Source organism: Pseudoalteromonas sp. UBA6610 (genome assembly GCF_002433295.1).
GTDB lineage: Bacteria > Pseudomonadota > Gammaproteobacteria > Enterobacterales > Alteromonadaceae > Pseudoalteromonas > Pseudoalteromonas atlantica.
The window spans coordinates 1-26,196 of sequence record NZ_DJHW01000085.1 but is presented as its reverse complement, the minus strand read 5'-3'; the positions used below and the strand labels follow the sequence as shown (position 1 = coordinate 26,196).

The 26,196-nt window shown below is 41.6% G+C and carries 22 protein-coding genes; 11 read left to right on the top strand and 11 right to left on the bottom strand.

The features are described 5' to 3' along the window. Positions 1-17: 17 nt before the first annotated feature. Together ppc and cdd are read left to right on the top strand one after the other, a co-directional pair. Positions 18-2,663, top strand: a complete 2,646-nt coding sequence (gene ppc / locus B4F91_RS11270; RefSeq protein WP_286938991.1) for a phosphoenolpyruvate carboxylase — start codon at positions 18-20, stop codon at positions 2,661-2,663. Between the two features lie 107 nt (positions 2,664-2,770). Then, on the top strand, positions 2,771-3,697 hold the full coding sequence (gene cdd / locus B4F91_RS11265) for a cytidine deaminase (protein ID WP_029771848.1): 927 nt from the start codon (positions 2,771-2,773) through the stop codon (positions 3,695-3,697). An 81-nt stretch (positions 3,698-3,778) separates the two neighbouring features. Here the strand turns inward: cdd and udp are convergent, their stop codons facing one another. Continuing rightward, a complete protein-coding gene (gene udp / locus B4F91_RS11260; protein ID WP_004588758.1) occupies positions 3,779-4,534 on the bottom strand; it encodes a uridine phosphorylase in 756 nt (251 codons plus the stop codon). A gap of 434 nt (positions 4,535-4,968) precedes the next feature. Here udp and B4F91_RS11255 point away from each other — a divergent pair, with 434 nt between their 5' ends. The 7 genes from B4F91_RS11255 to B4F91_RS11225 all read left to right on the top strand — a co-directional run bounded on the left by B4F91_RS11255 (position 4,969) and on the right by B4F91_RS11225 (position 14,996). Then, complete coding sequence (locus B4F91_RS11255) at positions 4,969-6,078, top strand: arginase family protein (RefSeq protein WP_286938990.1); 1,110 nt, start codon at positions 4,969-4,971, stop codon at positions 6,076-6,078. 119 nt (positions 6,079-6,197) lie between these two features. Beyond that, a complete protein-coding gene (locus B4F91_RS11250; RefSeq protein WP_286938989.1) occupies positions 6,198-6,908 on the top strand; it encodes a substrate-binding periplasmic protein in 711 nt (236 codons plus the stop codon). 115 nt (positions 6,909-7,023) lie between these two features. After that, positions 7,024-8,304: a hemolysin family protein gene (locus B4F91_RS11245; protein WP_286938988.1), complete on the top strand. Its 1,281-nt coding sequence runs from the start codon at positions 7,024-7,026 to the stop codon at positions 8,302-8,304. A 258-nt stretch (positions 8,305-8,562) separates the two neighbouring features. After that, positions 8,563-9,732 (top strand): efflux RND transporter periplasmic adaptor subunit, encoded by a 1,170-nt coding sequence (locus tag B4F91_RS11240; protein WP_064386607.1) that lies wholly within the window; start codon positions 8,563-8,565, stop codon positions 9,730-9,732. A 12-nt stretch (positions 9,733-9,744) separates the two neighbouring features. Next, positions 9,745-12,879: an efflux RND transporter permease subunit gene (locus B4F91_RS11235; RefSeq protein ID WP_054981829.1), complete on the top strand. Its 3,135-nt coding sequence runs from the start codon at positions 9,745-9,747 to the stop codon at positions 12,877-12,879. Further along, the gene (locus tag B4F91_RS11230) at positions 12,876-14,291 is read left to right on the top strand and encodes an efflux transporter outer membrane subunit (RefSeq protein ID WP_121638433.1); all 1,416 of its coding nucleotides are present in this window, start codon (positions 12,876-12,878) and stop codon (positions 14,289-14,291) included. The genes B4F91_RS11235 and B4F91_RS11230 overlap by 4 nt, the downstream gene beginning before the upstream one ends. A 78-nt stretch (positions 14,292-14,369) precedes the next feature. Continuing rightward, on the top strand, positions 14,370-14,996 hold the full coding sequence (locus tag B4F91_RS11225; protein ID WP_024031928.1) for a TetR/AcrR family transcriptional regulator: 627 nt from the start codon (positions 14,370-14,372) through the stop codon (positions 14,994-14,996). 42 nt (positions 14,997-15,038) lie between these two features. Here the strand turns inward: B4F91_RS11225 and B4F91_RS11220 are convergent, their stop codons facing one another. The 6 genes from B4F91_RS11220 to B4F91_RS11195 all read right to left on the bottom strand — a co-directional run bounded on the left by B4F91_RS11220 (position 15,039) and on the right by B4F91_RS11195 (position 20,919). Further along, positions 15,039-16,142, bottom strand: a complete 1,104-nt coding sequence (locus B4F91_RS11220; protein ID WP_286938987.1) for a HupE/UreJ family protein — start codon at positions 16,140-16,142, stop codon at positions 15,039-15,041. Continuing rightward, positions 16,139-17,167 carry a tetratricopeptide repeat protein gene (locus B4F91_RS11215; RefSeq protein WP_273586288.1) on the bottom strand — a complete coding sequence of 343 codons (1,029 nt, stop codon included), beginning with the start codon at positions 17,165-17,167 and terminating at the stop codon, positions 16,139-16,141. The genes B4F91_RS11220 and B4F91_RS11215 overlap by 4 nt, the downstream gene beginning before the upstream one ends. Positions 17,168-17,223: 56 nt before the next feature. Next, positions 17,224-17,736, bottom strand: coding sequence for an Ig-like domain-containing protein (locus B4F91_RS11210; protein WP_138579117.1), 513 nt, complete (start codon positions 17,734-17,736; stop codon positions 17,224-17,226). Positions 17,737-17,746: 10 nt separating this feature from the next. Next, entirely contained in the window at positions 17,747-19,339 is a 1,593-nt protein-coding gene (locus B4F91_RS11205) for a DUF4331 domain-containing protein (protein ID WP_286938985.1), read from the bottom strand. A 375-nt stretch (positions 19,340-19,714) separates the two neighbouring features. Continuing rightward, positions 19,715-20,398 (bottom strand): anti-sigma factor, encoded by a 684-nt coding sequence (locus B4F91_RS11200; RefSeq protein WP_054981836.1) that lies wholly within the window; start codon positions 20,396-20,398, stop codon positions 19,715-19,717. Beyond that, complete coding sequence (locus B4F91_RS11195; RefSeq protein ID WP_024031922.1) at positions 20,395-20,919, bottom strand: sigma-70 family RNA polymerase sigma factor; 525 nt, start codon at positions 20,917-20,919, stop codon at positions 20,395-20,397. The genes B4F91_RS11200 and B4F91_RS11195 overlap by 4 nt, the downstream gene beginning before the upstream one ends. A 457-nt stretch (positions 20,920-21,376) precedes the next feature. Between B4F91_RS11195 and B4F91_RS11190 the strand changes: the two genes are divergently transcribed. Continuing rightward, the gene (locus tag B4F91_RS11190) at positions 21,377-22,996 is read left to right on the top strand and encodes a diacylglycerol kinase family protein (protein WP_121638437.1); all 1,620 of its coding nucleotides are present in this window, start codon (positions 21,377-21,379) and stop codon (positions 22,994-22,996) included. Between the two features lie 38 nt (positions 22,997-23,034). On the opposite strand, the gene B4F91_RS11185 is transcribed toward B4F91_RS11190, so the two are convergent. Both B4F91_RS11185 and B4F91_RS11180 read right to left on the bottom strand, forming a co-directional pair. Further along, positions 23,035-23,343 (bottom strand): VF530 family DNA-binding protein, encoded by a 309-nt coding sequence (locus B4F91_RS11185; RefSeq protein ID WP_004588743.1) that lies wholly within the window; start codon positions 23,341-23,343, stop codon positions 23,035-23,037. Positions 23,344-23,397: 54 nt separating this feature from the next. Beyond that, the gene (locus B4F91_RS11180) at positions 23,398-23,700 is read right to left on the bottom strand and encodes a DUF1496 domain-containing protein (RefSeq protein WP_004588742.1); all 303 of its coding nucleotides are present in this window, start codon (positions 23,698-23,700) and stop codon (positions 23,398-23,400) included. A 117-nt stretch (positions 23,701-23,817) separates the two neighbouring features. On the opposite strand from B4F91_RS11180, the gene B4F91_RS11175 reads away from it, so the two are divergent. Next, positions 23,818-24,051 carry a TIGR02647 family protein gene (locus tag B4F91_RS11175; RefSeq protein ID WP_004588741.1) on the top strand — a complete coding sequence of 78 codons (234 nt, stop codon included), beginning with the start codon at positions 23,818-23,820 and terminating at the stop codon, positions 24,049-24,051. On the opposite strand, the gene maiA is transcribed toward B4F91_RS11175, so the two are convergent. Further along, positions 24,048-24,677 carry a maleylacetoacetate isomerase gene (gene maiA / locus B4F91_RS11170; RefSeq protein WP_064386614.1) on the bottom strand — a complete coding sequence of 210 codons (630 nt, stop codon included), beginning with the start codon at positions 24,675-24,677 and terminating at the stop codon, positions 24,048-24,050. The two genes, B4F91_RS11175 and maiA, sit on opposite strands and share 4 nt — an antisense overlap. A gap of 5 nt (positions 24,678-24,682) precedes the next feature. Further along, the gene (gene hmgA / locus B4F91_RS11165) at positions 24,683-25,981 is read right to left on the bottom strand and encodes a homogentisate 1,2-dioxygenase (RefSeq protein WP_264389820.1); all 1,299 of its coding nucleotides are present in this window, start codon (positions 25,979-25,981) and stop codon (positions 24,683-24,685) included. Positions 25,982-26,196: the final 215 nt, after the last annotated feature.

Genomic DNA, 26,196 nt, shown 5'->3' with positions numbered 1-26,196 from the left:
ACAAAGGAGACTGAGAAATGAGTGAACAATATGCCGCCTTGCGAGGTAATGTTAATTTACTTGGGCAGCTACTAGGACAAACTATTAAAGATGCCCAAGGCCAAGCGATTTTAGATAAAGTAGAGGAAATTCGTGCTTTATCAAAGTCATCTCGCAGTGGTAACGAAGACGACAGACAAGCGCTAATTGAGGTACTACATGCGCTTAGTGATGAAGAGCTTTTACCGGTTGCCCGTTCATTTAATCATTTTTTAAATTTAGCTAATGTAGCAGAGCAGTTCCACACTGTTTCGCGTTTTAATGATGTTGGTTTTTGCCAACTAAATCCTCTCACTCAAACATTAAAAACGTTAACTGCAAAAGCAAAAGAAGGCCAATTAGATAGTAATCATCTGGCCGAAACACTCTCAAAACTCCACATAAACTTAGTATTAACCGCTCACCCAACCGAGGTGACGCGCCGTACCATTATTAATAAGCACGTAGAATTAAGTGATTGTTTAGCCTCGCTTGAGCGCAAAGACAATTTACCACACGAACGTGAAGCTATTTTAAATCGCATCGCTCAGCTTATCAGTCAAGCATGGCACACCGATGATATTCGTCGTTCTCGCCCAAGCCCAGTTGATGAAGCTAAATGGGGATACGCTGTTATTGAAAACAGCTTATGGCATGCTGTGCCACGCTTTTTACGTGAGTTTTCAGATCAAGTTAAAGAGCATTTAAGTTTAGAGCTCCCAATTGATTACAGCCCCATTGAGTTTACCTCTTGGATGGGCGGAGACCGTGACGGTAACCCATTTGTAACCGCACAGGTAACACAGCAAGTACTTGACCATGGTCGCTGGATGGCGCTTGATTTATACAGCCGTGATATTGACACGCTAAGCGCAGAGCTGAGCATGTCAGATGCAAGCGATGAGCTAATTGAGCTGGCAGGACAAGACTTTGAACCTTATCGCGCTGTACTTAAAAAGCTTAAAAACCAAGTCTCTGAAACAGTGGTACATTTAGGTGCAAAAATTAAGAATAAGCGCAGCGATTCAGAAGACTTAATCACTGATATAAATCAAATCAAGCACCCAGTAGAGGTATGCTATCGCTCTTTATTAAAATGCAACATGAAAGTTGTCGCCGATGGTTTATTACTTGACTTACTGCACCGTATAAATAGCTTTGGCCTGCGTTTGGCAAAACTTGATGTACGCCAAGATTCAGACCGCCACAGCGATGTGTTTTCAGAGCTTACACGCCACCTAGGCTTAGGCGATTACAACCAATGGCAAGAGCAAGACAAACAAGCATTTTTGCTTACCGAGCTTAATTCTCGCCGCCCGCTTATTCCTAAAAACTGGCAACCAAGTCCAGAGGTGCAAGAAGTACTCGACACCTTTGATGTAATAGCTAAGCAAGATGAAAAAACATTTGGCTTGTACATTATTTCAATGGCGCGTACCGCCTCTGACATTTTAGCTGTACAACTGCTTTTAAAAGAAAGTGGCTGTCAGTTTGATTTACCAGTAGCGCCTTTGTTTGAAACGCTTGACGATTTAAACGCTGGTAGCGATGTAATTACCACGTTGCTTGATAACGTATGGTACCGCGGGCATATTAAAAATACCCAAAATGTCATGATTGGTTATTCTGATTCAGCTAAAGATGCCGGCATGATGGCCGCAGGCTGGGCACAGTACGAAGCAATGGATAAACTAGTGCAGCTTGCCGATGAGCGCGGCATTGAACTTGTTTTATTCCATGGTCGTGGTGGTACGGTAGGGCGCGGTGGGGCACCTGCTGCACAAGCACTGCATTCACAACCGCCTGGTTCATTAAAAGGTGGCTTGCGTGTAACTGAGCAGGGCGAAATGATCCGCTTTAAGTTTGGTTTACCCGATGTAGCACTGCAAAGTTTAAACATTTACGCCGGTGCCGTACTGCAAAGTAACTTATTACCACCGCCAGAGCCTAAGCAAGAATGGCGTGAAGTGATGAAGTTGATAAGCGAGCAGTCGTGCGATCACTATCGTAATGTGGTTCGCCATGATGAAAACTTTGTTCCTTACTTTAGAATGGCAACGCCTGAGCTAGAGCTGTCTAAATTACCATTGGGCTCGCGTCCTGCTAAACGTAACCCAAATGGTGGGGTTGAGAGCTTACGTGCTATTCCATGGATTTTTGCATGGAGTCAAAACCGTTTAATGTTACCTGCATGGCTTGGCGCATTAACAGGCTTAAAAGCGGCACTCGATAAATACGGCATAGAAACACTGCACGAAATGAGCCTGCAATGGCCATTTTTCAGAGCACGTCTTGAAATGCTAGAAATGGTATTTAGTAAAGCCGATAGCTGGTTAAGTGAGCATTACGATAACGCGCTGGTGGAAGACATGTACAAACCACTAGGTACTTCGTTACGTAAAGAGCTAGAAGAAGCAATTAGCTTAGTGCAATCGCTTAGCCCGCAAAATAGCTTATTGGCAGATCAACCATGGATAAAAGAGTCGATTGCGCTGCGTAATCCGTACACCGATCCGCTTAATGTACTGCAAGTTGAGCTGCTGCGTCGTTCGCGCTCAAGCGATAAAGTAAGTGAAGGTGATATTGATAATGCATTAATGATCACCATGACAGGTATTGCTGCAGGTATGCGCAATACTGGTTAGTCAACTTTAACTAAAAAATAGGGGAGCACAGTGTGCTCCCTTTTTTTGCTGGCATTTAGGCGCCTAACCTTTTAAACTACTTAGCCATTAAATAATTATAATATGTTATGGCATCAGCAACTTTTACTGTGCAACAAGACACAGCACTCACAAATTCACATATCTCACTAAGCGTTACGCAAACTCAAGCATTACGCAGCCAATTAAAAGCCCAGCGCGGTATTTTACATCCTAACGATATTAGCCAATTATGCGCGCAACTTAATGTATCTGATGATTCGTTATTACAAGGTTTGGTGCCTTTAGCGTCTGAATTTTCGGTGGCTCCTGTTTCTCATTTTCATGTGGGAGCGATTGTTAAAGCACTTGATGAGCAAGGTGATATAAATTTTTATTTTGGTGCTAATGTAGAGTTTGATCACCAAGCGCTTAGTTTAGTCGTGCATGCAGAGCAGTCAGCGATTAACAATGCGTGGTTAAATGGCGCAAAAAAAATACTAAAAATAGCAATTAGCGATGCCCCATGTGGTTATTGCAGGCAGTTTATGAACGAACTGGCTGATGCAAAAGAGTTTGATATTTTACTACCAGAGCAACATTTTAAATTAGCTGATTTATTACCGCATTCATTTGGCCCCACAGATTTAGGCAACGATTTTAGCCTGTTTAACCCAAAACAGCAGCAACACACATTTGCAGATACAGCTCTTGATGAAAAACTAGCAGCCATGGCGCTAATGGCCTACGTACCTTACAGTAACAACTTTAGCGCAGTTAAAATAAGCACCTTTAATAATGGTGACTTTTACGGCAGTTACGCAGAAAACGCGGCTTACAGCCCAAGCCTTTCGCCACTACAAAGTGCGCTTAGTCAGTTGTTTTTAGCGGGTCTTAGCTTTAACGATAAAACAATTAAAGCAATTACACTGTTAGAAACCCAAGGTCATGAAAACCAAGGGGGAGTAGCACGTGCGGTACTTGCAAGCTTTAGCAATTTGCCAGAAATAGAAGTGATTAGCGCAAAGCTAAGGTAACCAGAGTTCAGGTTAAGCTAAAAACAATAAAGCACAGCAATTGCTGTGCTTTATGCGTTTTATTAAAGCGCTAAAAAGGCATTAGCCTAATAGTACTTTTGCAGCTTCTAATACCACAGCCACAGATTTTTTCTCAATTTCACCGTGATCAACATTTGGAATTTCTTGGCGAGTACGGTTAACCAATACACCGGCAACACACGCCGCTTTAAGGCCTAGCGCTGCACACATGGTAAATAAGGTAGCAGACTCCATTTCGTAGTTCATCACGCCTAGGTTTTGCCACTCTTCACAGCTACCTTGTAATGACTTAGGTACATAACCCGAATGCGTATCGTAACGCTCTTGCCCTGGGTAGAATGTATCGCTTGAGGCAGTAATACCAATGTGGAAGTCGATATCTAGGTTTTTACACGCTTGCACCATAGCTTGAGTGGCAAAAAAGTCAGATACCGCAGGGTAGCTAAGTGGTGCAAAGTGTTGGCTTGCGCCATCTAAACGGACAGACGCTTGGCTTACTAAAATATCACCTTCATTAATATGTGGCTGAATTGCCCCAGTAGTACCAATACGTAAGAAAGTACGTACGCCAAGCTGTGCCAGCTCCTCTACAGCAATAGAGGTTGAAGGACCGCCAATACCGGTTGAACAAATCACCACAGAGTGACCATTTAACTGGCCTAAATAAACATGAAACTCACGTGTTTGAGCAAGGCAGGTTGGGTTGTCTAGGAATTGAGAAATGCGTGCAGCACGATCTGGGTCACCAGGGACAATAGCAAGTTCAGCCCCTTTTAAATCGTCAATACATAATCCTAAGTGAAATACCTTTTCCATAACTAAGCCTTTTTATAAAAATTTGTTGTCAATCTAGCATCATTACGGCAAATGTAAACCAAGTACAGGACGTATGTCCGATGTTGAAAAATACTTATAAATGATGGCTTTATTCATTCACATTGAATATTAAATCAAAGGCTTAAAGTTCGTTAAAAGGTGGGTGGTTGACTTGTTTATTGAGAGTCTATATGTATTGATTATGGTGATAATTTAAATTTATCAATACGTGGTTTAAAGCGTTTTTAGTTATTTAATAACAAACAGTTACGGTTTATTTTGACTTTATTTTAACGTCTTTTAAATAAGCGTGTAAATAACGCTTGAGCAATAAGTGAGCGTATTACGCGTTATTTGCAAATAGGCCGATAATTTTAGTTTTTGCATAACTAATCAAAACCACATGAATAAAACACACAAGTATAGGATTTATTATGAGCACACAATTTGACGCGTTTAAACGTAAAGTAGAGCACTGTTTATGTGCACCTGGCGATGGTGTATTTACAGTTAATACCGCGAAAGAGCGTAAAGCGGCATTACGTAATAAATTGTATGGGCAAAGCGAAAATGTTGATGTTTTGTGGCGCGATTCTTTAACACAATTACCCGAATCTCCTCACAAAGCGGTTATGTTAGGTATTAGCTCAGATTGTGGCGGCGGTATTTTACGTGGCGCAAACTGGGGGCCATTATTTTTACGCTCAGCCTTGATTGATCAGCAAACCCAGTGCCGCTCTTTTGATTTAGGTGATGTGCGTGTTATACCGCATTTATTGCATGATAAATACTTAAACGACACCACTATTTCAAACTGCCAAAAAGCCCTATACGGCGATAAAAACGATGATTACTACGTAAGCCCGCTTTCTATTACCGAAGATGTGTGTGACAGCTTTTACGCCACATTTAAAGATAAAGGCATATTTGGTATTGGGGGCGATCACTCAATTAGCTACCCGCTAACTAAAGCGTATTTAAAAGCTAAGCGTGAGCAAGGTAAACGTACCGCTATTATTCATTTTGATGCGCATACCGATTTATTAGTAGAGCGCTTAGGGATAGATTTATGCTTTGGCTCGTGGTGTACGCATATATTAGAGTTTTTACCTGCACCGCATCATTTAATCCAGTTTGGTATTCGCTCAAGCGGTAAACCTAAATCGCACTGGGAAAGCACCTTTGGTGTAAAACAACATTGGGCTAATGAAATTATAGAGCGTGGTGCAAAAGCGGTTGCTGATGAAACCATTGCGCAGCTTAAAGCCGATAAAGTAGATGAAGTGTACGTAAGCTTTGACATAGATGCACTCGATGCCGAATTTGCCTCAGCCACGGGCACACCAGAAGATAACGGCTTAACCCCGCAACATGCACTGGATATTTTACAAGCTATTGCCGATGAGTTTCCAATTACTGGCGCCGACATGATGGAAATAGCGCCATTTACCGACAGCTCATTAGTAGGCCAAGCAAGTTCAGAAACAACATTACGTGAAGGCGCTAAAATTTCAGCGTTCTTAATTAGTGCAATGAATAGATAGCAGGTTAGTCTTTAAAAAATCTAGTCCTATCAGCGTATAGGGCTAGGTTAAAAACTAGCGGTTCGGTTACCCTCGGCTATAGTTGGTGTATATCTGTTTTAGTTTTGAGGCGAAGCTAAATGAAGCTGTACTTATTTTTGTTGTGTTTTGCATGCATAAGGCTCAATGCAGCTGAAATTACAATAGTGACCGAAGTATTCCCCGATTTTCAATACATTGACGAAAACAACCAACTTGCAGGGCGCTCTGTAGATAAAGTGAGAAACGCGCTCGCCAATACAGATATTAAATACACTATGTTAGCGCATAGTTGGGCTGTGTCTTATAACGCAGTATTAAGAGATACGAATACCTGTATATTTTCTATTGTAAGGCTACCAAAGCGAGAAGATAAGTTTAGCTGGGTGGCTGAGCTTGAAAGTTTTGACTCTGCTATTTATGCCCTTAAATCACGTAACATTCGCTTAAAAACGCTTAACGATGCTAAAAAATATAAAACAGCGGTGCTTAGGGATAATTTTAGCCACCATTATTTGCTAGAGCGTGGCTTTAGTGAGGCTAAAAACTTATTGATAATTGATAGCTTAGACAAAATAGATAAATTAATAAGCACACGGCACGATATTCTCGACTTTGTTATTTTAAGTAAAAAACAATTTAACTACCGCGCACAGTTTGAGCCAAAGCTTAAATTATTAGAGCCTATATTTACGCTCAATACACAACACTCCCCCCTTTACTTTGCGTGTAATAAAAACATGCCGCAAAGCCTACAAGACAGACTTTCGCTGGCATTCGATGAAGCAAAAAAGAAAAATAAACAACGCTAATTCAATGGCTTATTAATTTAGCCTGTAAAAGCATAAATATAAATTGCCGCGTTTAAAAAAGCGTCTATAATCAGCTGCTTTTTATTGAAAAAGCGCTAACTTTTTGGAGCGTTAAATGGGTGATTTAATCGGGATTAGCTTATTGATCTTGATCAGTGCGTTGTTTGCCATGTCGGAAATTGCTATTGCAGCGTCGCGTAAAATTAAACTGCGGGTAATGGCCGATGAAGGCAGTGATAACGCGGCCGCGGTATTAAAACTGCAAGAAAACCCTGGGGCGTTTTTTGCGATGATCCAAATTGCCCTAAACGCGATTGCTATTTTAGGCGGAATAGTGGGCGAACAAGCGCTATCGCCTTATGTACAAAGTATCTTGGTGCTTTTTTATCAAGGTGTACACCTTGAAAAAATTAGCTTTTTATTTTCGTTTTTTACCATTACCTCGCTGTTTATATTATTTGCTGATTTAATGCCAAAGCGTTTAGCGATGATCATGCCCGAAGCGGTGGCTGTGCGTGTGGTAACAATAATGCGATGGGTTACTTTTGCACTTACGCCATTAGTGATGTTTTTTAATGGTTTAACTAATTTTGTACTGCGTTTATTTAAAGTACCCGCAGAGCGAGAAGACATTGTTACCACCGAAGACATTGTGGCGATGATGGACGCGGGCGCAGAATACGGCAGCTTACAACAACAAGAGTATGAGCTAATTGGCAATGTGTTTGAACTAGAAGCACGCTTTTTATCAAGTGTAATGACCCCACGCGACCAAATAGTTTATTTTGACTTAAATGAAAGCAGCCACGATATAGCCACTAAAATTATTGAAAACCCCCATAATCATTTTTTAGTGGTCTCGGGTAATTTAGATAAATTACACGGCTCTGTTGAGTCAAAAGATATACTACGACAAGTACTAAAAGGTGAGCCAGCTAATATTAAGCAAGAGCTGATTGAAACAGACGTGTTTTATTTACCAGAAACCCTAAGCCTGTCTGAGGCGCTAAATGCATTTAAAAGTGCAGCTAAACCGTTTGCTGTGGTAGTAAATGAATATGCCTTGTTAGTCGGTATTGTTACCGTAAAAGATTTAATGAAAGGGTTTATGGGAGATTTAATTACCCATCAAGGCGATGAACTTATTATTGCCCGCGATGAGCACTCATGGTTAGTGGATGGCTTAACCCCGATTTCTGATTTAGCAAAAGTATTAGACATTGAAGAATTTCCCGATCAAATGCACTTTGAAACCGTGGCTGGCTTTTTAATATACACAATGAAGCGTATACCTAAACGTGCTGAGCACTTTACCTTTAATGGCTTTAAATTTGAGGTGGTTGATGTTGAGGGCATAAGGGTTGAGCAATTGTTGGTGTCTCGTATAAGTAAATAGTTATAAATTTGTATTAAAGCCAAGCTTAGCTTGGCTTTTTTGTTGCAGGTTAATAAATAACGCACCGCAATAAAGTTTATTTTTCATACTTGTCCGTTTTATTTTTCATCAAATTAACACCTTCTACAACCTATGGCGTAGTTTAATTTTGCAACTGTAAGTTAGTGTAAATTTGCACCCGTTTTAATTTATTCTCGTTTAGATTTACTTTAGAATGATCGTTCACTCTAGACATAAATAGACTAAAAGGTATTTAACATGCAGCGTTCTCGCATCGCTTTATTTGTATTAACAGCCCTCGTTGGATCTGTTGCTTTAACAGGTTGCGACCAAGCAGCTGACTCGCAACAAGCTTCAGCTCCACAAGCAGTACCTGTTGGTGTAATTACATTAAAAAGCCAAGCGCTTACACTAAAAAAGGAGCTTCCCGGTCGCATTAGTGCTTTTCAAATTGCGGAAATCCGCCCGCAAGTAAGTGGCATTGTGCAATCGCGTTTATTTAAAGAAGGTGCTCAAGTTAAGCAAGGCCAAGCGCTTTATCAAATTGACCCCGCTACGTTTGAAGCTGACCTAGCAGCAAGCGAAGCAGCTGTGGCCCGCGCTGAGGCAAGTATTGCCAGCACTAAATCAAAAGCGTCGCGTTATAGCGAGCTTTTAAAAATTAAAGCCGTAAGTCAGCAAGACTTTGACGAAGCAGATGCAGCGCAAAAGCAAGCACAAGCAGAGCTATTAACGGCAAAAGCACAGCTTAAATCGGCGCAAATTAACCTAGACTACAGCCATGTATCTTCTCCAATCAGTGGCCAAATTAGTAAATCGAGCGTTACTGTTGGTGCGCTTGTTAGCGCTAATCAAACAACAGCACTGGCAACAGTGACCCAGCTTGACCCTATTTATGTTGATTTAACCCAATCAAGCAACGAGCTAACTCAACTTAAAAAAGCTATTTCTTCAGGTTCATTGAGTGTTGATTCACAATCGCAAACAGATGTTGAACTGCAAATGGAAGATGGCTCAACTTACCCACTTAAAGGCACGTTACAGTTCTCTGAAGTGACTGTAGACCCAAGCACAGGGTCGGTTACCTTACGCGCTAAATTCCCAAATCCTGATAAGTTATTATTACCGGGCATGTATGCGCGTGCCTCTGTGGTTGAGGGCGTAAAACAAGACGCTATTTTAGTGCCGCAACGTGGGGTTAGCCGTAATACAAAAGGCGAGCCAACAGCCATGGTTGTTAGCAAAGAAAACACCGTTGAAAGCCGCGTTTTAAAAGTAGACAGAACGATTGGTTCAAACTGGTTAGTAACCGACGGGCTAAGCGATGGCGATAAACTGATTATTGAAGGGTTACAAAAAATTCGCCCTGGAGCGCCGGTAACACCGACTGAAGTTTCACCATCAGCAACAGCTGACAAAGCGCAATAACGGAGAGTTTTAATGTCACGATTTTTTATCGACAGACCCATCTTTGCATGGGTACTTGCTATCGTGGTTATGCTTGCAGGTGTTTTAGCTATTCAAAGTTTACCAATAGCTCAGTACCCGTCAATTGCCCCGCCGGCAATTAGTATTACTGCAACATACCCGGGCGCATCAGCACGTACCCTAGAGGATACGGTTACCCAAGTTATTGAGCAAAAAATGAAAGGCCTTGATGGTTTGCTATATATGTCATCGACTTCTGAGTCGAGTGGTTCAGCAACCCTTACGCTTTCATTTAGCGCCGAAACTGACCCGGATATTGCACAGGTACAAGTGCAAAACAAGTTAGCCACAGCCACTCCTTTGCTACCTGAAGAAGTGCAAAGGCAAGGTGTATCGGTGGCTAAGTCTGCACGTAACTTTTTAATGGTACTGGGTTTTGTATCAAAAGATGGCAGCATGACGAATATCGATATTGGTGATTATGTGTCATCTAATGTTCAAGATATTGTTTCGCGTGTTGAAGGGGTAGGTGAGGTTCAGCTGTTTGGTTCTCAGTATGCTATGCGTATTTGGTTAGACCCAGCTAAGCTGCAAAATTACAAGTTAACCCCTGCTGATATTAGTGCATCAATCAGTGCTCAAAACGCCCAAGTGTCTGCTGGGCAATTAGGCGGCATGCCTGCGGTTGAAGGTCAGCAACTTAATGCTACCGTTACTGCACAAAGCCGTTTACAAACAGCAAAAGAGTTTGAAGACATTATAGTTAAGGCAAACGCCGATGGCTCGTTTGTACGCCTTGAAGATGTAGCCCGTGTAGAGCTTGGTGGTGAAAGCTATCGTGTTGTAGCGCGTTACGATGGACAACCAGCATCAGGCTTAGGTATTAAGCTTGCCAGTGGGGCAAATGCACTCGATACCGCAGAAGGTGTAAAAGCTGCTATTGAAGAGTTAAAAGCGTTTTTTCCTGAAGGCTTAGATGTTGTTGTTCCTTATGATACTACTCCGTTTGTTTCGTTATCGATTGAAAAAGTAGTGCATACATTAATAGAAGCGGTTGTGCTGGTATTTGTTGTTATGTATCTGTTTTTACAAAACTTCCGCGCTACGCTTATTCCAACTATAGCTGTACCTGTGGTGTTGTTAGGTACTTTTGGTATTTTGTACGCGTTTGGCTATTCAATAAATACATTAACCATGTTTGCGATGGTACTTGCCATAGGTCTACTGGTTGATGATGCGATTGTTGTAGTAGAAAACGTTGAGCGTGTAATGAGTGAAGAAAAACTCTCTGCGCTTGAAGCAACACGTAAATCGATGGATGAAATTAAAGGCGCGCTAGTAGGTATTGCCATGGTGCTGTCGGCTGTATTTATTCCGATGGCGTTCTTTAGTGGCTCTACCGGTGTTATTTATCGTCAGTTTTCTATTACGCTGGTATCAGCAATGGGGCTCTCGGTATTAGTAGCACTTATTTTAACACCTGCATTGTGTGCCACGCTTTTAAAGCCTAGCCACGTGCATGATAATAGCTCGATGTTTGGCCGTTTTTTCAGTGGTTTTAACCGCGGGTTTGATAAAACAAATGCCGGCGCGCAAAGTTTTGTAAGCCGTATGATCCGCTTATCTAAGCGCTACCTTTTATGTTATGGCCTTATTGTTGCGGGCATGGTGTATATCTTTTCAAGCCTACCTACAGCGTTTTTACCTGATGAAGACCAAGGTATTTTGTTTAACCAGGTTTCACTGCCTGCAGGCTCAACTACCGAAGAAACATTAGAAGTGGTTAAAAAAGTAGAAAACCACTATTTAAACGATCAATCTGAAGCTGTTAACGGTATTTTTACGGTAACCGGATTTAGCTTTGCAGGTTCTGGTCAAAACTCAGCAATAGGGTTTGTAAACTTTAAGCATTGGGATGAGCGCGAACGTGATGATTTATCTGTGCAAGGTGTGGCAGGTAAAGCAATGGGCTATTTCTCAACGATTAAAGAAGCGTTTGTGTTTGCTTTCCCGCCGCCAGCCATTGTTGAGCTAGGTACTGCAAATGGTTTTAATATTTTCTTACAAGACAGGGTTGGACTTGGCCACGATGCTTTATTAGCAGCGCGTAATCAATTACTTGGTTTAGCGAGTCAAAGCCCAATTTTGGCGGGTGTACGCCCTAACGGACAAGAAGATATGCCCGAGCTGCAACTTGATGTTGACCTTGCTAAAGCACAAGCACTGGGTGTGTCTCAGGCTGATATTAACAGCACGCTATCAACTGCGTGGGGTAGTAGTTACGTTAATGACTTTATTGACCGTGGCCGCGTTAAAAAGGTCTACCTTCAAGGTGAAGCGCAAGGACGTATGGTGCCAGAGGATTTAAACAAGTGGTATGTACGTAATGACAGCGGCGATATGGTGCCATTTTCAGCCTTTGCAAGTTCGTATTGGACCTATGGTTCACCACGTCTTGAGCGTTATAACGGCTTTTCAGCAATGGAAATTCAAGGTACTGCTGCACCAGGTTACAGTACTGGCCAAGCAATGGATGAAATGGAGCGCTTAGTTAAACAACTTCCTAATGGAATTGCCTCTGAGTGGACGGGTATTTCGTTTCAAGAGCGCTCTAGCAGTGGCCAAGCCCCGTTACTTTACGGTTTATCGCTATTGTTTGTATTTTTATGTTTAGCAGCGCTTTATGAAAGCTGGTCTGTACCATTTGCGGTTATGCTTATTGTGCCATTAGGTATATTTGGAGCTACGGTTGCCGCGGTAATGGCAGGTTTATCTAACGATATTTATCTTCAGGTAGGTTTATTAACCACCATAGGATTAGCCTCTAAAAATGCAATATTAATCGTAGAATTTGCGATTCATAAAATGCAAGAAGGCTTAGGGTTGGTCGATGCGGCTATTGCAGCAGTACGCTTACGCTTACGTCCAATATTAATGACCTCAATGGCCTTTATTTGTGGTGTTATACCGCTTGCTATTGCCTCAAGTGCCGGTTCAGGAGCGCAAAATGCACTGGGTATTTCGATTATAGGTGGTACGCTTGCCTCTTCTATTCTAGTGGTGGTATTTGTGCCGTTATTCTTTGTTTTAGTTCGTCGTGTATTTCCAATGAAAAACACCGACGATAAGAAGGAGAGCGCACAATGAGCATTAAACGCTTCACTTTAAGCGCAATTACATTAGTTGTTTTAAGTGGCTGCCAACTAGCCCCTGAGCAAAAAGAGCTTGCTTTACCAGTGCCAGATACTTATGTATCTGACACTGAGCAAGCAGCAGCGCAGCAGTTACATTGGCAGCAATTTTTTAATGATGAAAAATTGCAAACCTTGATTAGCTTAAGCCTTGAGCATAATAAAGATATGCAAATTGCGGTATTAAATGTGCAGCGTGTACGAGGTTTATACCAAATTGAAGATTCGGGTTTATACCCTTCATTAGATTTTAATGGTGGGGCTACGCGCCAACGTTTACCGGCTGATTTAACCAGTACGGGTGAAGCAGGTATTAGCTCACAGTACAGCGCAACGGTTGGTATTACCTCTTATGAATTAGATATTTGGGGCAAGGTACGTAACCAGTCAGAGCAAGCCCTGCAAAACCTCTATAACACTGAGCTTACGCAATACAGCACGCAAATTTCACTCATTGCTGAGCTTGCCAATGCTTGGTTAAACTACGCAACTGACTTGCAGCTATTAGAGCTTGCTAAAGAAACATTAAGCTCGCAGCAGGAGTCGCTCTCGCTTACGCAAAAAAGCTTTGATTTAGGCGCTACATCGGCAATTACGCTTGAGCAGCTTAAAAGTACGGTTGCCACTGCAAAAGTAGATATAGCAACATATAAACGCTTGTTAAAACGTGATAAAAGCGCGTTAGATTTACTGGTAGGGCGTCCTGTATCGAGTGATTTATTACCGACTAACTCGTTAACTAATTTACTGGATTTACCAGAAGTACCTGTTGGTTTACCCTCTGATTTATTAACGCAGCGCCCTGATATTAAAGCCGCTGAGCATGCTTTATTAGCCGCTAACGCGAATATAGGTATAGCGCGTGCGGCGTTTTACCCAAGCATTAGCTTAACCGCGACTGCGGGCAGTACGTCTAGTGATTTAAGTGGCTTGTTTGATTCAGGCTCAGGGACGTGGAGCTTTGTACCGTCAATCAACTTACCAATTTTTACTATGGGACGTAATCAGGCAAACCTTGATGTGGCAAAGGCCGATCAAGAAATTGCGGTGGCGACGTACCAGCAAAAAATTCAAAATGCGTTTCGTGAAACCGCCGATGCATTAGCAGATAGAGAAGGCTACAAAGAGCAACTTGATGCCCTCGATATGCTAATTAGTTCGCGTCAGCTAACGTACGATTTATCAAAAATGCGTTACGAAAAAGGCGCTGATAGCTACCTACAGGTACTTGATGCACAGCGTACGTGGTACTCGGCTCAACAGCAGTTAATAACAGGTCAGCAGGCTTACCTTGCCAGCCAAATTAATTTGTATAAAGCTTTAGGTGGCGGCTGGAATATAGCTAAAACACCTGTGCAAGAGCAGTAAAATGAAAGGTGTTGTTAAGTTAAGCTATGCAATGAGCTTACGCTGTATTAAATATGCGCTTAATACCGGAGTAGGGTTGTGAGCACGAAAGCTAAAAGGCATATAGACCCAGCATTAGCACAAGCTAGGCGAGAGCAGGTGCTTAGTGCTGCCTCAGAGTGTTTTAAACGCAAGGGATATCATGGCGCAGGCATGGCCGAAATATCCCGTACGGCAGGCATGAGCGCTGGGCATATATATAACTACTTTGAAAGCAAAGAGGCAATAATTGAAAGTATTATTGCTAAAGACATGGAAGAAATGTTTTCTATCTTTCAGGAGTTTGAAGATCACCCAGGTGATGTTCTACAAGCGCTTATAGATGGCTTAAACATTGGTGTACAAAGGCATATGGATACCGGTGCCTGTGTGGTTGATTTAGACATGATGGCGGAAGCGGGTCGCAATAGTAAAGTGGCCTCGCTTTTACGAGATATGGATATTCAAGCACGGGGGCGCATGCGCCAACTACTCACCAGTGAACGTAGTGCACTTAAAGACACTGATGAACACGAGCTTGAAAGCCGCATTAACGTTATTTTTTCGATGATGGCGGGGTTACTGCTTCGTAAGATGCTCTACCCTGAGCTCACCGAAGAAACGGTGTTAATCGCGCTAAGGCCTGCGATGAAAACCTTGCTAATGCCGTTTGATAAAACCAAGTAATAGAAAACTAAAAAGCGAGTCAAACGACTCGCTTTTTTAATGCTAAATGCGCTCTACGCACCACAATAGCGCCATTGCAGCGATTGCAAGAGAGCCAATTGGCATCACCCATTTTATGTAAATAGGTTTATTGCGCATTGTTAGTAACACCGGCAGTGCAATACACAGTATACTCAGCTGCCCAAGCTCTACACCTAAGTTAAACGCTAAAATGCTGAGCAATTGATAATCGCTCGAGAGCCCAAGCTCACCCAGTACACTGGCAAAGCCCATTCCATGTAACAAACCAAACGCAAAAGTAAGCCAGCCAAGGCGTAATATAACCGGCCATACATTGTTTAAAGCCGCAAATAATACCGAGATTGCAATACCTAGCTCTACCCAGCGGCTACTTGGCGAAACAAGATTAAGAGCCGTAGCAGTAAGGGTAAGTGAATGCGCAAGGGTAAACGCAGTCACAATCCACGCAGTGTGCTTAATAATGTGCTTTTTACTTGCTATTGCCTGCCAGTGACTATCATTGCGTGTTAAAACGCAGGTTAAAAGTAGTGCAATTAAAAATAAAATATGGTCAATACCAATCCAAATATGTAACACGCCTTGATAAACATATTGGTTAAAAGTCGTTAAATAACTCGATTGCCCAGTGGTAAAAGTGTGTTGTTGCTCATCTATAGTGAAAACCCGCGAAACCTGATTTACATTTACAATAACTTTGTGGTTTGCGTCTTGGTTAAAAAAAGCGCGGTACGTTAACGTTACATCTGCATCAGTGTTACAGCTAAAAACTAGCGGTAACACTAAATATGCTTCATTAAAATGATTATCTAATTGGTAGTTATCGGTGATTGTTAATAGGCAAGTTTGCTCATTTTGTAAAACCAATAGAGTATTTTTGGCATAGCGATTAATAGCTGATTTTTGTGATTTTAATTCGCCCCAGCTTATTTGTGTGTCTTGGTTAACATCAAGCGCAATGTGCTGTTCTAAATCGCTAATATTTATTTGCCAGGTGCCTGTATATTGTTTTTCGTTGTCGGTATTATCCAGTGAAATATAGCTTGTGCTCAACTGATGTGCTTGCACACTAAAGTTGGCAAATAGTGCAACTATAAATAAAACAAATAACGCGTTTATTTTACTCATAAAGAATCCCTAACCATCGTATTTGCTTGGCTTAGTAAGTGTTTATCTGTACTCATTTTTGCTTGCTGCCAATTTATATTTGCCCAGTATTGTGCCTTGGCTTGGTTTGCTTGTACATGAATATAGTAGTTAGCTAAGTCGTTGGCATGGAAGGTATCTTGGCGTTGTTCACGTAATTTTACGCGCTGTTGCATGAGCGGTTGCCACACCGTATTAGTGTGCTTATTACTGCGTTTTTCAGCTATGGCTAACTTGAGCAAAATAGCGTCTTCAAGCGATGAGTGGCTATTGGCAAGTTTACCGAGTGTATTAAGCACTTTTTCAGGGTTGTTTTGCTGCAGTTGAATATCGGCCCACAGCACAATAAGGCTCACTGGGGCTGTGTTTAAATCAATATTATTTATATGCTGCTGCGCACGGGTGAATTTATTGAGTCTAAACGCCATTTCGCTGAGCACATGTTTTGTCGCTAAGCTGCTGTTTTTGTTTTGCGTAAGCTTAACTAACGCGTGATAGCTTTCACTCAGTTTGCCCTGTTGGCTTTGTACATCTAGCACACACGTGCTGGCCGTTAATAGGCTGGTGTTACCAATTAATGCCACACAATGGCGCTTAGCTTGTTCAAATTTGCCTTGTGTCATCAACATATTAGCGAGTAATAAATGGGTGTTTACATGATCTGGCTGGGTTTTTAATACGTTATTAGCAACGTCTATGGCACGCGAAAACGCATGCTCCTTTTGAAGTACCCGTGCATATAAATAACCGCTTTGTGCAGTTGCAGAAGCGGTATATAGGTTTTTTAAGCGTTTTTTTAATACACCTTGATAGCGCTCTGTTTGGCCTATGTATTGGCTATTTAGCACCAGCGCAGTGAGTTGCTCAAGGGTTAAATTAGCACTTAATGTTGCATTGCTTGAGGCAATAATTGCGTTATCTTTTGGGGTAATTGGTTTTGCAAGCACGTTATTTACACACAGTGCAGCGCAAAAAACAAAGAGCATTTTTTTATAATGACTGCGCATTGTTTTATCCTCTTAAAAAAGCCATCCATGGCCATCAGCTTAATTTACTTACTGAGTTAGTTACCAGAAGCGCCTGATGAAATACCGCTTACGTCTGTGTCTGTATTGATAAAGACACGTCCGTTGGTAGATAGCGGTTGCGCAGTGGGGCTTTGATTAAATGCATCGCTTGCAAATTGTGCAAAGTCCACTTGCAGTGCTTCAATGGTTATATTTACCGCTGCAGTCACTTGCTGGTTAACACCGTCTGATACACCAAACATAAAGCTGTCGCTACCGGTTGCTTCTTTGTTTGGGGTATAGGTAAAGCTGCCATCGCTATTTACTACAGCGTTACCTAATGTCGGCTGCGAAGTTAATGTGTATGTTAATGTATCGCCATCAGCATCGGTGGCCACTAACATGTCGTTAATTTCAACTTCTGTTTGTGTGGTTAACATTGCATCACTAGCATTGGGCGCAGAATTTACAACCGGTGTGGGTTGTTTGTTATCATCATCACTGCTACACGCGCCTAGTGCCAAAGCGCATAACAATATACTGCTATGGGTAAGGTTTAAATTACGCATACGTTACTCCTTATTTAGAGCCTGCAAGTGGGGTGGCTAAGTATGGGAAAGTGGCATCCATCATGCTCGCATCAACTGGAGCACCATCAGTGAATGGCACTGTACCTACATCAGCATCCTCTGGTGTACATAGACCTAAGTCGGTGTCTTCACCATTTACAGGAATAGGGTGACATAAACGCCCCATTACCACGCGAAGTGCAATATCAACGACATCGTCACCTGGACGGCGCCCGTTTGGAAAACCTGCTAAATCATCACCGGCTACACCAAATGCAGACTGATCAGTTTGTGCTGTCGCTGCAATTGCAGTATTTAAACGTAGCATTTCTGATGGCGTTACGGTGGCTTGTTGGTTTACCCCTGCAAAACCAGTTAAAAATGCGGTGATTAAATCAGTACGTGGAAAGTTAGTTGGAGCAAGAGTTTCTAAATTAGCGCCAAGTGTGGTATTTACTGCATCTTTAAATAAAATATTTAACAGCTCTGGTAAAGACGGGTGCGAAACGTAATCTAAAAACTGTGCATCGTCTTTAGGGTGAGCCGTTGAGAAGGTATCTTTGTCTTTAATACCAATAACTAGCTCATTAACTAATGGATTACCTAGGCGTGAAACCTGCGTTAATGCACCGCCATTTACCGCGTTATCTGCAAATTTAGCGTTAGGGTTTAAAATGCGTGCTTGAGGTAGGCTCGCTGTTGTCCATGAACCAATTACGCCGTTGCCTTCACCTACAATACAGCTTTTAGGCATTTCAACTGCAATTGAGGTAACGTTTTTATCTACGAGGTCGTCATTCTCACTGCTTTGTGTAATCCCTCCAGGGAAACCACCGCCATCCCCAGCACCTGGCGCACTATCACCTTCAACGGGAACGTAATTTACTAAATCGAATGTTTTACCTAAGTTAACGACAAATGGGTCTTTGCGCTGACCAACAAATACTTTGGCCATACTGTCACAGCCTGGTACCGAAACTTGATAAACAAACTGATCTGCATAGGTTTGGTAATCAGCCATTGAACCAAATGTTTTGTCACCAATATAATCAAGCGGTTTATTAAACGTGGTTGAACTGGTGGTGGTATTACTTAATGCTGTACTGGTACCCGTGCGTTGTGGACCGCTTATAATGCTGAGTGTATATGACTCGCTAAAATTAGCGGCGCTATCATCACCTGCTGCTACACCACCAACGTTTTTAAGAGGTACAGATACAGTACGCTGATTATCTTCTGGGCCAACGGTTAATTGCACGCCTTGATTATCGTTTGGCAGCATACTGGTAAAATTAAAAGCAAAGGTAATATCCTCAACTGCATCACCGTCGTTATCAATATGAATACTGTAGGTTGCATCTGGGTCCATAGCAAAGTAGTTAGGGCCGCCGTAGGCATCTTGTAGAGGAATATAGTTGGCAATAAATGTAACGTAGTCGTCTCTGCCTGCTTCATAACTATTAAATACGTAAAAGTCGGTAGAGTCTAAGGTTGGAAAGCGGCTAATGTTCGGCGCTTCACGATGACTTGATGCCTCGCTAGAGGTGCTTACTAAGGTACTGCATACTACTACTGCGAGTATAGATGGAGTTAAAGCTTTCATGACTTTTTCCTTTAGTTTTGATTGGAGTCATAACTAATAACGAAACAAAAAGCACAATGGATGCAAAAAAGTTAAATATTTTTTTATTTTGTTAATAAAGGGGTGTTTAACGTTCAAGATTAAATTTTCAGCAGGCTGTTTTGCATTTAGATAAGGAAGTGATAAGAGAGTGTTAAGGGGCTGAAGCGGTTTGGTTTTATACTTATTACAGGGGGTGTATGCAATTAAAATAACGCAGCAGGTATTGAGCACACAATATGATAAGCATCGCACTGCGATTAAGTCTACTTTAGTTTAATCAAATATTAATGGTTACCCAAGGTAAATAAAAAGGTTGGCCAAACAAAGTTTGACCAACCAGTCGCGTTTATTTAGTTATAAAATAACTAAATCTGTCGTGTACAGTACTTGTGTTGGTAGGCCGTTTGGCGAGCCACCTAAAGGCTCTAAGCTAACAGCGAGTAGGGCAATGTCTTGTGCCTTAAAGCGCGTGCCTTTGAGTAACTGTTTTTCACCGTTTTTAGGCAGTAGACCCAACGAAATTGGCGTGTCTTGCCCTTTTAAAATCATCCACAGCTCGTAGTCTTTATCGGTTTGCGCAACGAGTTTATCACTGGCTTTAACCGATAATGTTTGCTCATCTACGTTAATAAACCACAGTGATTGCTTATCTTGATTTTGTACTACTGCAATTTGTTGGCTGTATTGGGGCTGAGTTGTGGGCTGAATAACCAAAAATGCTAAGATAATACAGGCAGCTGTGGCTATAAATGACCAATTGCGCCATAGCGATGTAGCTGGTTTGATGACCGTTTTAACGGGTTGGTTGGTGTGTTCTAATGTATTTAAAATATTTTGCCACACTTGCGCGCTGGGTGTTTGAGGTGTAATTGCACTGGCTAAATCATTTAAATTTTGCTCCCACATTATAGTGGCTTCTCGGGCTTGCGGTAAGCTGAGCATTAAGCGCTGAAAACGTTTTCGTGCCAGGCCTTTTAAAGTACCTAATACATACTGCCCTGCTAAAGCATCAAGTAATTCTGGTTTATTATAATTCATAATGTTAAACACCTCTGCAACTGCTGCAAACCACGCCTGATCCAGCTTTTAACTGTGCCTAAGGGCGTTTCTATGTGATTGACTAACTCACCATGGCTTAGCCCTTTGTAATAGGCTAAATGAATGGCTTGTTTTTGTTGGGGGTCAAGTTGCTCAATACAATTAACAAGTTTGGTTTGTTCGTCGTAACTAACATCGACAGCTTGTTCATCGTATTCATCGTCACCCATTGCCTGCTCTTTTCTTACCTTGTGATAACGCAATGCATCTAAGCTGCGGTATCTCACAATGCTTATCATCCAGCTAATAACTGTGCCTTTAGATGAGTTGTACTCTGACGCGTTATGCCAAATTTTTATAAATGCCTCTTGCAGTACTTCTTCTGCGTGCGCGCGGTTTGACAGCATATTTAAACTAATCGCAAAAAGCTTTGCGCTTGTTTGCTGATACAAATCAGCAAACGCGGCTTTGTTACCCTGTGCTGTTTTACACAAAAGAGGAAGTAAATTGTCGTTTTCCATAAGGTTCCTGTTGTTTTTATTATTACCGAGGTGTGTTGGGCTTCGTGAATTAAAAATTGTTTTATTTAAGCGCAACTTAATCGCTTTGAAATAGAGATTAAACAGGCTGTTATAAATTTAACCAATAAAGATAAACACACTCTCAATAAACGTGTGAAAAGAGTGATTGGATGCAAAAACTTTTAAGCTGACATTTATATTAGCTGCTGTACACATTGAAACAAGTTTTAAATATAAACAGTTACCTTTGAGTAGTGAGAAAAAATGACCGATTACTGTGTAAAAAGCGCCTAATATGCGAATACAGCTAAAGCTAGCTACTTTTATTTATTTTATATCAGTTACTTAGTGTTGTTTTTGTTCCTAAAAAACAACTTTTGTTGGCGTGTAAATTGCTACTACACTTATACACAGCTGTAAAAAAATGTGCCAAAACAGTAAAAATAAAGGAGAAAATATGTGGGCTGCAACGAGTTATTTAATTTTAGCGTTAATTTTTATATTTATAGGGTGGGAGGTTAACTCGGTATATTTTGCAGTGGTATTTTACTGGAGTGCATTGTCGTTAATTCTTGTCAGTGGTGCTTACATTTTTAATTTGGCGAAAATTTTTAGAAAGCGTGAAAATGGTGTCATCCCATTTTATATTCGCTGGGCATTTGTGCCTTTTTTACTGGGTGCTCAAATTTACAATGCGTATTCTCGCAAGCACGATAAAGTCCCTCCCATTCAAAAAATTAACGACCATTTATTTTTAGCATGCCGATTGTTCCCCTCTGATATAGATACGTTAAAAGAAAACGGCATAACGGCAATATTAGATGTAACGTGTGAGTTTGATGGCTTAGAATGGAGCTCTACACAAGAAAATATTAGCTATTTAAATATTCCGGTGCTTGATCATAGTGTGCCTACCCATTCGCAATTAAACCAAGCCATTAACTGGATACATCATCATATTAAAGAAGACCGCCGCGTGGTAGTTCACTGTGCACTGGGCAGAGGGCGTTCGGTATTTGTTATGGCAGCGTATTTACTGAGCCAAGATAAAAACGCCGATGTTCACCAAGTGCTCGCGCAAATAAAAGAAACCCGCGAAACCGCAAATCTTAATAAGCATCAGCTTCGTCATTTAGCAAAGCGACATAAAAAGGGCGAGCTAGTTATTAAAAACAAAGCCGTTATTATTGCAAACCCCGTGTCGGGTACCAAAATGTGGCAAGACAAAGAGCATTTAATAGTGGCTAGGTTGTCGGCGTATTATGATTTAGAAGTATTAACCACCACCAAAGAAATAGACGGTATTGAGCTTGCTAAACAAGCCATTAAAGATAAGCCAGATATAATAATTGCCTGTGGCGGCGATGGAACCGTGACAGAAGTAGCAAGTGTGTTGGTAAACACTCAGTGCAAGCTGGGTATTATCCCAATGGGCACAGCCAATGCATTAGCGCATGTGCTTATGGGGATTAGCTCTAAAATCATTCCTGTTGAGCAGGCCTGCGATCTTATTATTGATGGGCAAACCCAAACAATTGATACGGCCTATTGTAATGACGAGCTTATGCTGTTGTTAGCTGGGATTGGTTATGAGCAATCAATGGTAGAAAAAGCAGATAGAGACTCAAAAAACGAATCGGGTCAGCTTGCCTATTTAAGTGGTTTTTTTCAGGCATTTAGTGAGCAAAAAGCGCAAACCCTTTATGTCACCCTTGATGATAATCAAACGCAGGAGGTAAATACAAATAGTTTTATTGTGGCTAATGCTGCGCCATTTACTACGTTATTAGCCCAAGGAGGTGGTCAGCCCGATCACGAAGATGGCCTATTAGACATTAATTGGCTGCTACCTAGTGATGAAAACACCACCCGCGTGTTAAGCATTGCTGAACTTATGTTTAGTAGTATTACACAAACGCATTTAGCAATTAGCTCGCATCATACCAACGCTAAAAAAGTAACGATAACCGCAGACGAAGAAATTAAGTATGTACTGGATGGTGAAATAAAAACAGCGGATACGCTTACTATTACAGTTGACCCTGCCTCGTTAAAAGTAATTAGTAAGGAGTTATAAAATACAAAATGCACGTATTTAACGTGCATTTTTGTGTATTACTTTTTAATGCTTGGCCAAACAAAACCACTGCTATCGCTTTGGCTGGCAGGCTTAGGGCGCTGAGCGCTTTTGGGTTTACGCAGCGGTTTGTTACTTAACGTATGTAAGTAGAGAGCTTCAACTTTATCGCGAGCCCAAGGGGTTTTACGCAAAAATTTTAAGCTTGATTTAATACTCGGTGAGTCGGTAAAACATTTAATGTTTACTTGCTCGCCCATGGCTTTAAACCCTAAGCGCTGCTCAAGCTCTACTAAAATTTGTTCTAACGTTACCCCATGAAGAGGATTTTTTGGTTGATTATCCATAGCCATACTACTTATTTAAACTGTGCGCATTGTAGCGTAAATCCTCTTTTAGCGCTAATTGACCGTAATGGTTTTAGGCTTTGTGGGATAAACAATATTGCCTTTTTTATCTAATTTTAGCCAAATTAGCTCACTGTTATTATGCTGCGGGTTATTAGCAGCGCACACTAAGGTAAAAGAATGTACTTGTACCAGCGCGCCTTCACTATAACGTTTGTTGTCGTACCAACAAATATCACCATTATTAATAATCTCATTAGCGTCAATAATAGAATGGGTTTTGACTGTTTTTGCATAACTGCTAGGGGCCAAAGTGAACGCAATTAAAAAAATAAATAAAACCATAATATGACGCATGAGCGACCTCGAATTTTGATAGTTTAAAAATAGTACACACGATTAAAAAACATGCTAGGGTAAGTAATAGCGTTAAACAACACTGACTTAAACACACAATTATAAAAAGGTGAACACATGCAATTTAATCAAACAATGATAGATGAATTTACGTTATTAGCTAAATTTCCACGTGAGAGCAAAATGCAAGGGATTAAGTTACATTCGGATGCTGAACCAAATTTATTAAGCGCGGCGCAAAGGTTGTTTGATAAAGGCGTGATAGACAGCCCAGATGGCGGCTATTTAACCGAACTGGGTCTTGATTTAATAGAGCACGTGAGTGTTATTCACTGCGCATTAAAAAGTTAAACTGCATCGCGCTGATTTTGCGGCGCGGCGTCACTAAAAGCGGGTAATGCATTACAACGTGCATAAATGGCTGCAATTTTTGGATACGCAGCCATATCTACATTAAAACGCAACGCATTAAATACCTGTGGCACTAAGCATATATCAGCGAGAGTGGGTGTATTGCCTACGCAAAACTCATTGTTTTCACTTAGCATCAATTCAATTTTTTCAAATCCAAGCTCTACCCAATGCCTATACCAGGCGGCTTTAGCTTGCTCGTCTACCTCCAATTCGTTGCTTAAATACTTCAGCACTCGTAAATTATTTACTGGGTGAATATCACATGCCACTGCATAGCTAATATTACGAATTTGCGCTTTTTGCCATGCAGTGCCATAAATTAACGGCGTTTGCGGATAGCTTTCATCTAACCACTCTAAAATAGCCAGTGATTGCGCTAATACGCCTTCGTCCGTTTCAAGAGCAGGAAGTAAACCTTGCACATTTTTATCTAAGTAAGGCTGCGCTAGCTGTTCAGATTTAAGTAAATTAACGAATTGCATATCATGCTCAATGCCTTTTAAATTAAGTGCTATGCGTACACGGTATGCGGCAGATGAGCGAAAGTAGCTGTATAGTTTCATTGTTATTATTCCTCGCCTGTAAAATGTTTTGTGATACTACGCCAGCACTGAGTGTAATTAGTTTGGCGCTCTTTTCCTTCAAGGGCATATTTAGTGGGCGATATTATGTAACGAGACTCGAACATAAAGGCCAACGTGTTCTCGTATTTTTGCGGTGCAAGCTCAGCGTTAGATGCTTTTTCGAATACCTCGGCTTCAGGCCCATGTGGCGACATACAATTATGCAAACTAGCGCCTCCTGGTACAAACCCGTGCTCTTTTGCATCGTAAACCCCTTCTATTAAGCCCATAAACTCACTCATAATATTGCGATGATAGTAAGGAGGTCTAAATGTATTCTCTGCCACCATCCAGCGCGGTGGAAAAATTACAAAATCTACATTTGCCATGCCTTCAGTGGCTGAAGGGGAGGTAAGTACAGTAAATATAGAAGGATCTGGGTGGTCAAAACTCACGGTATTAATAACATTAAAACGTGCTAAGTCGTATTTGTACGGTGCGCTGTTACCGGTCCAAGCAACTACATCAAAAGGCGAGTGTGTGATAGGGCAACTAAATAAATGACCGTTAAATTTAGTGACTAATTCAAAGGTACCTTCTTTATCTTCAAATGCAGCAACAGGGTATTTAAAGTCTCTGTCGTTGGCGTAGCCATTTGCACCGACGGGGCCGCGCTCGGCAAGTTCAAATGCATGACCATAGTTTTCACAAATGTAGCCACGTGCGGTTTCATCAATTAAATCAACCGAGAATTTAATCCCGCGAGGAATGACGGCAATTTCCCCCGGCTTTACTGTGAGCTTTCCACATTCGGTGTGTAATAACAGTTCGCCATGCTGAGGCACAAACAACAGCTCACCATCGGCATTACAAAAATAACGCCCTTGCATAGAACTGTTAGCAACATAAACATGAATACCAATACCGGTTTGCCCATTGGCACTGCCATTTGCAGCCATTGTAATTAAGCCATCAATAAAATCAGTAGGCTTTGTGGGAATATCAATAGGGCTCCAGCGCATCATTGTAGGTGGCGTAATTGCTTCAGTTATAGGCGCTGTTCTTATTAGTGCGTTATCTATAGCGGTGTATTCACCTTGTACCACCGATGGACGAAGGCGGTACAGCCACGTGCGACGATTAGCGGCTCGCGGTGCCGTAAAGGCCGTGCTGCTAAATTGCTCGGTGTATAAATTGTACTTCACCTTTTGTGGGGTAAATTGCCCAACAGGCAATGCACCGGGTAGCGCTTCGGTTTCAAACTCATTGCCAAAACCGCTCATGTAGTTTATTTCGCTGGCCATATTTAGATCCTGTGAGAGTGACATTGTTTTATTTTTCTAGGGCCTGTTTATCTTTCGAGGTTGAATTTGCAGCAGTCTGTTTGGGAATTAGGCAAGGCAGAGCCTATGCAGTGTGGTTGTTCCCCATAAATAGGCGATAACGTAGCATAAATGCCAAACAGGCGCTGCCCGAAGGGTTCTGCCTAGGGGCCATTTACTCTTTGTTGCTCGGTTTT